At 43.5% G+C, this 5,747-nt stretch carries 5 protein-coding genes; 2 read left to right on the plus strand and 3 right to left on the minus strand.

Annotation, left to right across the window (positions count from 1 at the left end; translation table 11 throughout):
- Positions 1–97: 97 nt before the first annotated feature.
- Positions 98–1,309 carry an acyl-homoserine-lactone synthase gene (locus AB4484_RS25420; RefSeq protein WP_372080911.1) on the minus strand — a complete coding sequence of 404 codons (1,212 nt, stop codon included), beginning with the start codon at positions 1,307–1,309 and terminating at the stop codon, positions 98–100.
- A 667-nt stretch (positions 1,310–1,976) separates the two neighbouring features.
- Here AB4484_RS25420 and AB4484_RS25425 point away from each other — a divergent pair.
- Entirely contained in the window at positions 1,977–2,369 is a 393-nt protein-coding gene (locus AB4484_RS25425) for a cystatin domain-containing protein (protein WP_048614685.1), read from the plus strand.
- A gap of 103 nt (positions 2,370–2,472) precedes the next feature.
- Here AB4484_RS25425 and AB4484_RS25430 read toward each other — a convergent pair whose 3' ends face one another.
- Positions 2,473–3,051 carry a hypothetical protein gene (locus AB4484_RS25430; protein ID WP_372080912.1) on the minus strand — a complete coding sequence of 193 codons (579 nt, stop codon included), beginning with the start codon at positions 3,049–3,051 and terminating at the stop codon, positions 2,473–2,475.
- A 235-nt stretch (positions 3,052–3,286) separates the two neighbouring features.
- A complete protein-coding gene (locus AB4484_RS25435) occupies positions 3,287–4,885 on the minus strand; it encodes an isocitrate lyase (RefSeq protein ID WP_012600243.1) in 1,599 nt (532 codons plus the stop codon).
- A 141-nt stretch (positions 4,886–5,026) separates the two neighbouring features.
- Between AB4484_RS25435 and AB4484_RS25440 the strand changes: the two genes are divergently transcribed.
- Positions 5,027–5,747: LysR family transcriptional regulator (locus AB4484_RS25440; RefSeq protein WP_372080913.1), on the plus strand; the 721-nt coding region annotated here is incomplete at its 3' end.

Raw genomic sequence — 5,747 nt, forward strand, 5'->3', positions numbered from 1 at the left:
TCAAGTTGATTCGGTATAGAACAACCACATGACAACCACTGCCACGGTTGCAAGCAGGGTGATTGCTTTTGCATAGATGATCGCCTCTAGGCCGAAATCAAACATGTTCATCCTTTCTTACCGAGCTCGATTTTTCTAATGACTTTCGGCTTTCTCGCACTGCGCGTTTGTAGCTCCGAAAATCGACATTATTGAACGCTTTTACCATCATCTCGAAATTCCAGAACCCACGATAAATTGTTGTGCCATCATCATTTAATTCGCAATACCCAGAATGGAAGTATGCTTTAGAATCAATGGTTTGATAAAACTGAAGCATGAAAGGTTGCTCGATAATAGTGAAGCCAATCTTATAGCCTATTTGGTGTAACACACTCATCAGCTCTTTTTGAGCAAGGTAGAGGAAATAGAGCTTTTGTTGGGTATTGCCACTGACTGTCAGACGCAACACTTCACATAGGGCATTTTGATCGGACAATTGTAACTGGAATTGTTGGTCAAATTCTGGGAGAGAGTAACATTTTGACAGTGTAGGCGGTGTGAAAAGTTGTAACCTTGCGAGTTCATCGTAGCCGTAATTGGGTAAACAGTATTGCCATTGCTCATTGCTGAATGGCGGTGCGTAACTTAGCCAAGTGTCATTCTTAGACCAGTCTTGAATCAGCGTAGAGGAAACCAGTGTCGGAAAGCCTTCATCGACTGGATGTTTGAGCAGAATAAAATGCTTACCTGCCTGAGAAAGGTGTAATAAAGGCAGCATCTCAAACCATTTCTCACCCTTGATGAACACCTCAAGATTGCTTAAAGCAATGGCATCGCTGATTGGCATTCCTTGTGGGTGACTCGGTGTTTGTACCAAAAGTGGCTCATGTTCTATCTGTTCGATGATCGCACCGTAATAAGCACTGTCGTTGATAGGGAGGTCGACATGAGAAATGGAGCTTGGATTTAATGGAGATTTTGCTTTGATCGCAGCAATTTCACACTCACACCAGAAATCTAGCCAATGCATATAGCACTGCCCTACGGCCTGCTCTAGAAGAGAAATCTCTGCAGATAGTGTATTTGGATAGCGCAGAATCAGATCGCGGTAGTCCATCACCTCAAACAATACAGAGTAGCTTTTGTTTTGATGCTCTGGGAAAAGCAATTCTAACTGGCTTCTACGATATTCAGTCACGTTTTGAAAAAGCTCAGTGCGCTGTTGTGGCTGATAAGTGCTGATGACGAGCTCTATCAGCGCTCGCTGTTTTATTTCGATAGACAGACTGCTAGCCAACAGTGAGCCTAAAGACGACGTTAATTTCATGTTTAACCTAGCCTAGGTTTATATAATTATTTTTATTTGATCTGCACTATCTATAGGACACTGATTTTAGGTATGTGTTTGAAGTTACGTTACTTTGAGAGAGCCAATCGTAACTTTACTTGTGTCTATGGTGTGAGAAGTAAGTTGCATAATCGGGCGAGATTTTACTACTTGCACTCACCCTTAACAATAAAGATTTGCCATATTTGAATAAATTCACAGATGAATAAAATACATTATTATCAACAACTTGTAGGGCTGGATCACAGTTTTAAAATCAGACATGATTAAGCCGAGCATAAACTTTTGGATTTATAAAATAATTTCAAATATCTATTTTTTGAACCAATATCATAATCCACATCAAGATGAGCTCATCTTATCAATCGTGGCGGGAACGTTTTTGGTGTTAAATATGTAATTAACTGATTGATTGTATCTTTCTTATATTCGCTTATTCCTTCGCTACCCATTTTAATGATTTAAATATCAGGTGGATAAACGCAGGGCTCCAGTGCTCGGTTTGTTTTCCTGACAATCTCCTGTGTTTATAGACCAGTTACACCATAATCTCTGATGAAGTGATGACATTCGAGGTTTAAGCTTGCCTGCATATGAAACATTATTGCGAGTAATCCCTCGTTAGCGATTGAGGTAGAGAGAATTTATGAAGAAAGTACGATTAACATCATTACTTGGAATAGCAACCTTGTTTAGTGTCGTGGCGTTAGCTGGGTGTAGTCAGAAATCAGAGGTACCAACTCAGCCGCAAGAGAATGCGAACCCTATCTGCAGCACTAAAAACCTGACGGGTGGTTGGTCGCAAAGTGAGATTACACCAGAAGCTAAGCAAGCTTTAAACGCAGTTCTTGGCCAAATGAATACTTCAGCTGAGCTCAAGCAGATCTTGAGTGTTCGAACTCAGGTTGTCGCGGGTTTGAATTACGCTATTGAGTTTGAAATGGATAATGGTGAAGTGTGGAACACCATCGTTTACCGTTCTCTACAAGGTGACATCGAAATGACGCAACCTGCACAGAAAGGTCTTCTGTGCTCATAATCTAGATGTGCTTGTATCTTGTGGGATAGGCTGATAGCAAATAAAAATGGCTCCGTATTGGGAGCCATTTTTGTTTCTAAGAAGATTGATTTATTGAACGATTTCAGTCGGCCAGCTCGGGCTCAGCTAATTCCTGAACACAAGCTCTGCTGATGTCTTCATCAATGTAGGCCATACCGAGTTTATTGAGGTAGTCCATGCGATCTGCAGTGCGAAGCTCGATGTCGGGGCCTGCAATGTTGTTGGCTTGATAAATTTCAGTGAGGTGAGACATGAATTGCTCGCCCACACTCATCATCAATAGACTCATTGCGCCTACGTCCGGTCTTACTTTAGCACGTTGCTTTTCCGATAGGTTTACCGCTAACACGATAGGCTGTTCTTCACCTTCGAAGCGAACACCTCGCTCACGAACGGTTTGTTGAGCCCAGTAATACGCCAGTTCTTTACTCTGAGTGAGAAACACTGGCTCAACCGATTCGGTATAGTTGTTGCCGATGGTTGCCATGGTTTTTGAAGCTGCTTCGTTGAGCGCTTTGTCACCTGAGCGTTTTAGGCCTTGGCCTTGAATAGGAGCCAATAAAGCTGAAGATGTGCCGTGATACCAAGTATCACCCGTCGCGAAACCATTCTCTGATAACAGTGTTTTTGCATCTTGTAGGTGTGTAGGTATTGAAGTCATAGGCACTCTCAACAAATAAGAATCTCAAAAAATAACAATGTGGTTAGCTTAAACAGAAGTTGTTAGGTTAACCGTGGTGTGGAACACAAATCTGAGGCTTTGAGATAAAGCTGGCAGTACTAGCTTTATCTCAAAGCCTTCCCCCGGATCTTACCTAAGTAAGAGAGAAGGGCGGGGGAGGCTTTAGCGTTAACGATTAATCAAGAGCGTTAGCGACTAATCAAAGTGTTAGCGATTAATCAAATTGGTTCGATGTATTCGCTTCACCCGCTGCTTTTAGTGCGTTCTCACCAGCAAAGTACTCTTTGTGGTCATCACCCATGTCTGAACCAGACATGTTTTGGTGTTTAACACATGCGATGCCTTGGCGGATTTCTTTACGTTGAACATTCGCAACATAACCCAACATGCCTTGGTCGCCGAAGTACTCTTTCGCAAGGTTGTCAGTAGACAGCGCTGCAGTGTGGTAAGTCGGTAGCGTAATCAAGTGGTGGAAAATACCCGCTTCACGAGATGCGTCTGCTTGGAATGTACGGATCTTCTCGTCAGCGCTTGCAGACAGTTCAGTCTCATCGTATTCCGCACTCATTAGGCTTGCACGGTCGTAAGCTGAAACATCTTTACCTTCTGCTACCATCGCATCGTAAGCTTGCTGACGGAAGTTTAGCGTCCAGTTGAATGATGGAGAGTTGTTGTAAACTAGTTTCGCATTAGGGTGTACTTCACGTACGCCGTCCATCATCTCTTTGATTTGACCGATGTGTGGCTTCTCAGTCTCGATCCAAAGTAGGTCAGCCCCCGCGTTGATTGCTTCGATACAGTCAAATACACAACGATCTTCACCAGTACCTTGGCGGAATTGGTATAGGCCTGAAGGTAGACGCTTAGGTCGAACTAGCTTGCCGTCACGGTTGAAGCAAACATCGCCTTCAGCCATATCAGCAACATCAATCTCTTCAACATCTAGGTAAGAGTTGTAGATGTCACCTTGGTCGCCCGGCTCTTTCACTACCGCGATTTCTTTTGTTAGGCCAGCACCTTGTGAATCGGTACGAGCAACAATGATGCCGTTGTCGATGCCTAGCTCAAGGAAAGCGTAACGAAGCGCACGAAGTTTTGCGTGGAAGTCAGCGTGTGGAACTGTAACTTTGCCGTCTTGGTGACCACATTGCTTCTCATCGGCTACTTGGTTTTCGATTTGTAGACAACAAGCACCCGCTTCAATCATCTGCTTAGCCATTAGGTAAGTCGCTTCTGCGTTACCAAAACCAGCATCGATATCGGCAATGATTGGCACTACGTGTGTCACGTGGTTGTCGATTTTGTCTTGGATACGATCTTGTAGGTTCACATCGCCCGCTTCACGTGCAGCGTCTAGCTCACGGAATAAACCACCCAGTTCACGTGCATCGGCTTGGCGTAGGAAGGTGTATAGCTCTTCTACTAGGCCAGCAACGGATGTTTTCTCATGCATAGATTGGTCTGGAAGTGGACCAAAGTCTGAGCGAAGTGCAGCAACCATCCAACCAGAAAGGTATAGGTAACGACGGTCAGTCTTGCCATCAAAGTGCTTCTTAATAGAAATCAGCTTTTGTTGGCCGATGAAACCATGCCAGCAACCCAGAGACTGAGTGTATTGAGAGCTGTCTTCGTCGTAAGCCGCCATGTCTGCACGCATGATATCTGCCGTGTATTGCGCAATATCCAGACCTGTTTTGAATTTGTTTTGAGCTCGCATACGAGCAGCAGATTCAGGGTTAATTGCATCCCATGGAGCACCAGCAGCGCTTTTTGCAACTTCAATCATTTCGATATCTTGTGTAATTTGCGACATAACTATTCCTTAGTTTCACGTGGACATGTTGGCCAATTTGGCGAGGTCATTTGATTTGGATTAAATCTAACCATGGACAAATAATAATCATGTATGTGATAATTTTGTTAATTTATAGTTATTATATTCGGTATTTTTCTTATGAATATTGCTCGTATAGACCTTAATTTACTTGTGTATTTAGACATGTTGCTACGTGAGAGAAACGTTACACGAGCAGCAAATCAATTGGGTATTACTCAGCCAGCGATGAGTAATGGCCTTCGCCGATTACGTGATCTGTTTGAAGACCCGCTATTAGTAAGAACAAGTGAAGGGATGATACCGACCGAACGCGCGCACAAGTTGCAGCCACTGATTCGAAACATCTTGGCGAATGTAGAGAAGACACTGCAACCGACCACAGAGTTTAATGCAGAAGACAGTGAACGCGTGTTTCGTATCATGGCGAGTGACTATGCAGAGTCGACAATTATTCAACCTCTTCTGAAAAGGTTAAGTGAGATCGCACCGAAAATACGACTGGATATCATGACGCCAAGTGACGTGAGTTATCAGGATGTAGAGCAAGGTACCGTTGATATAATTATCAACCGATTTGACGATATTCCTCAGTCGTTTCACCAGATGAGCCTTTGGCACGACGGGTTTTCTTGTCTATTTAGTTGTGACAACCCGATAGCCGACAACTTCGATATTTTGTCTTATTTAAAGGCACAACATATTTGGGTAAGTAAGACGGGTATGGGAACAGGAGTGGGAATAAACCCAAGCGAAGCACAAAAGCTTGGTTGGATAGATGAGGCATTAATGCGCATTGGTAAAACCCGTAACATCACGGTGTTTACGCGACACTATTTGT

Source organism: Vibrio sp. 10N.261.46.A3 (assembly GCF_041472995.1).
Lineage (GTDB): Bacteria > Pseudomonadota > Gammaproteobacteria > Enterobacterales > Vibrionaceae > Vibrio > Vibrio coralliirubri.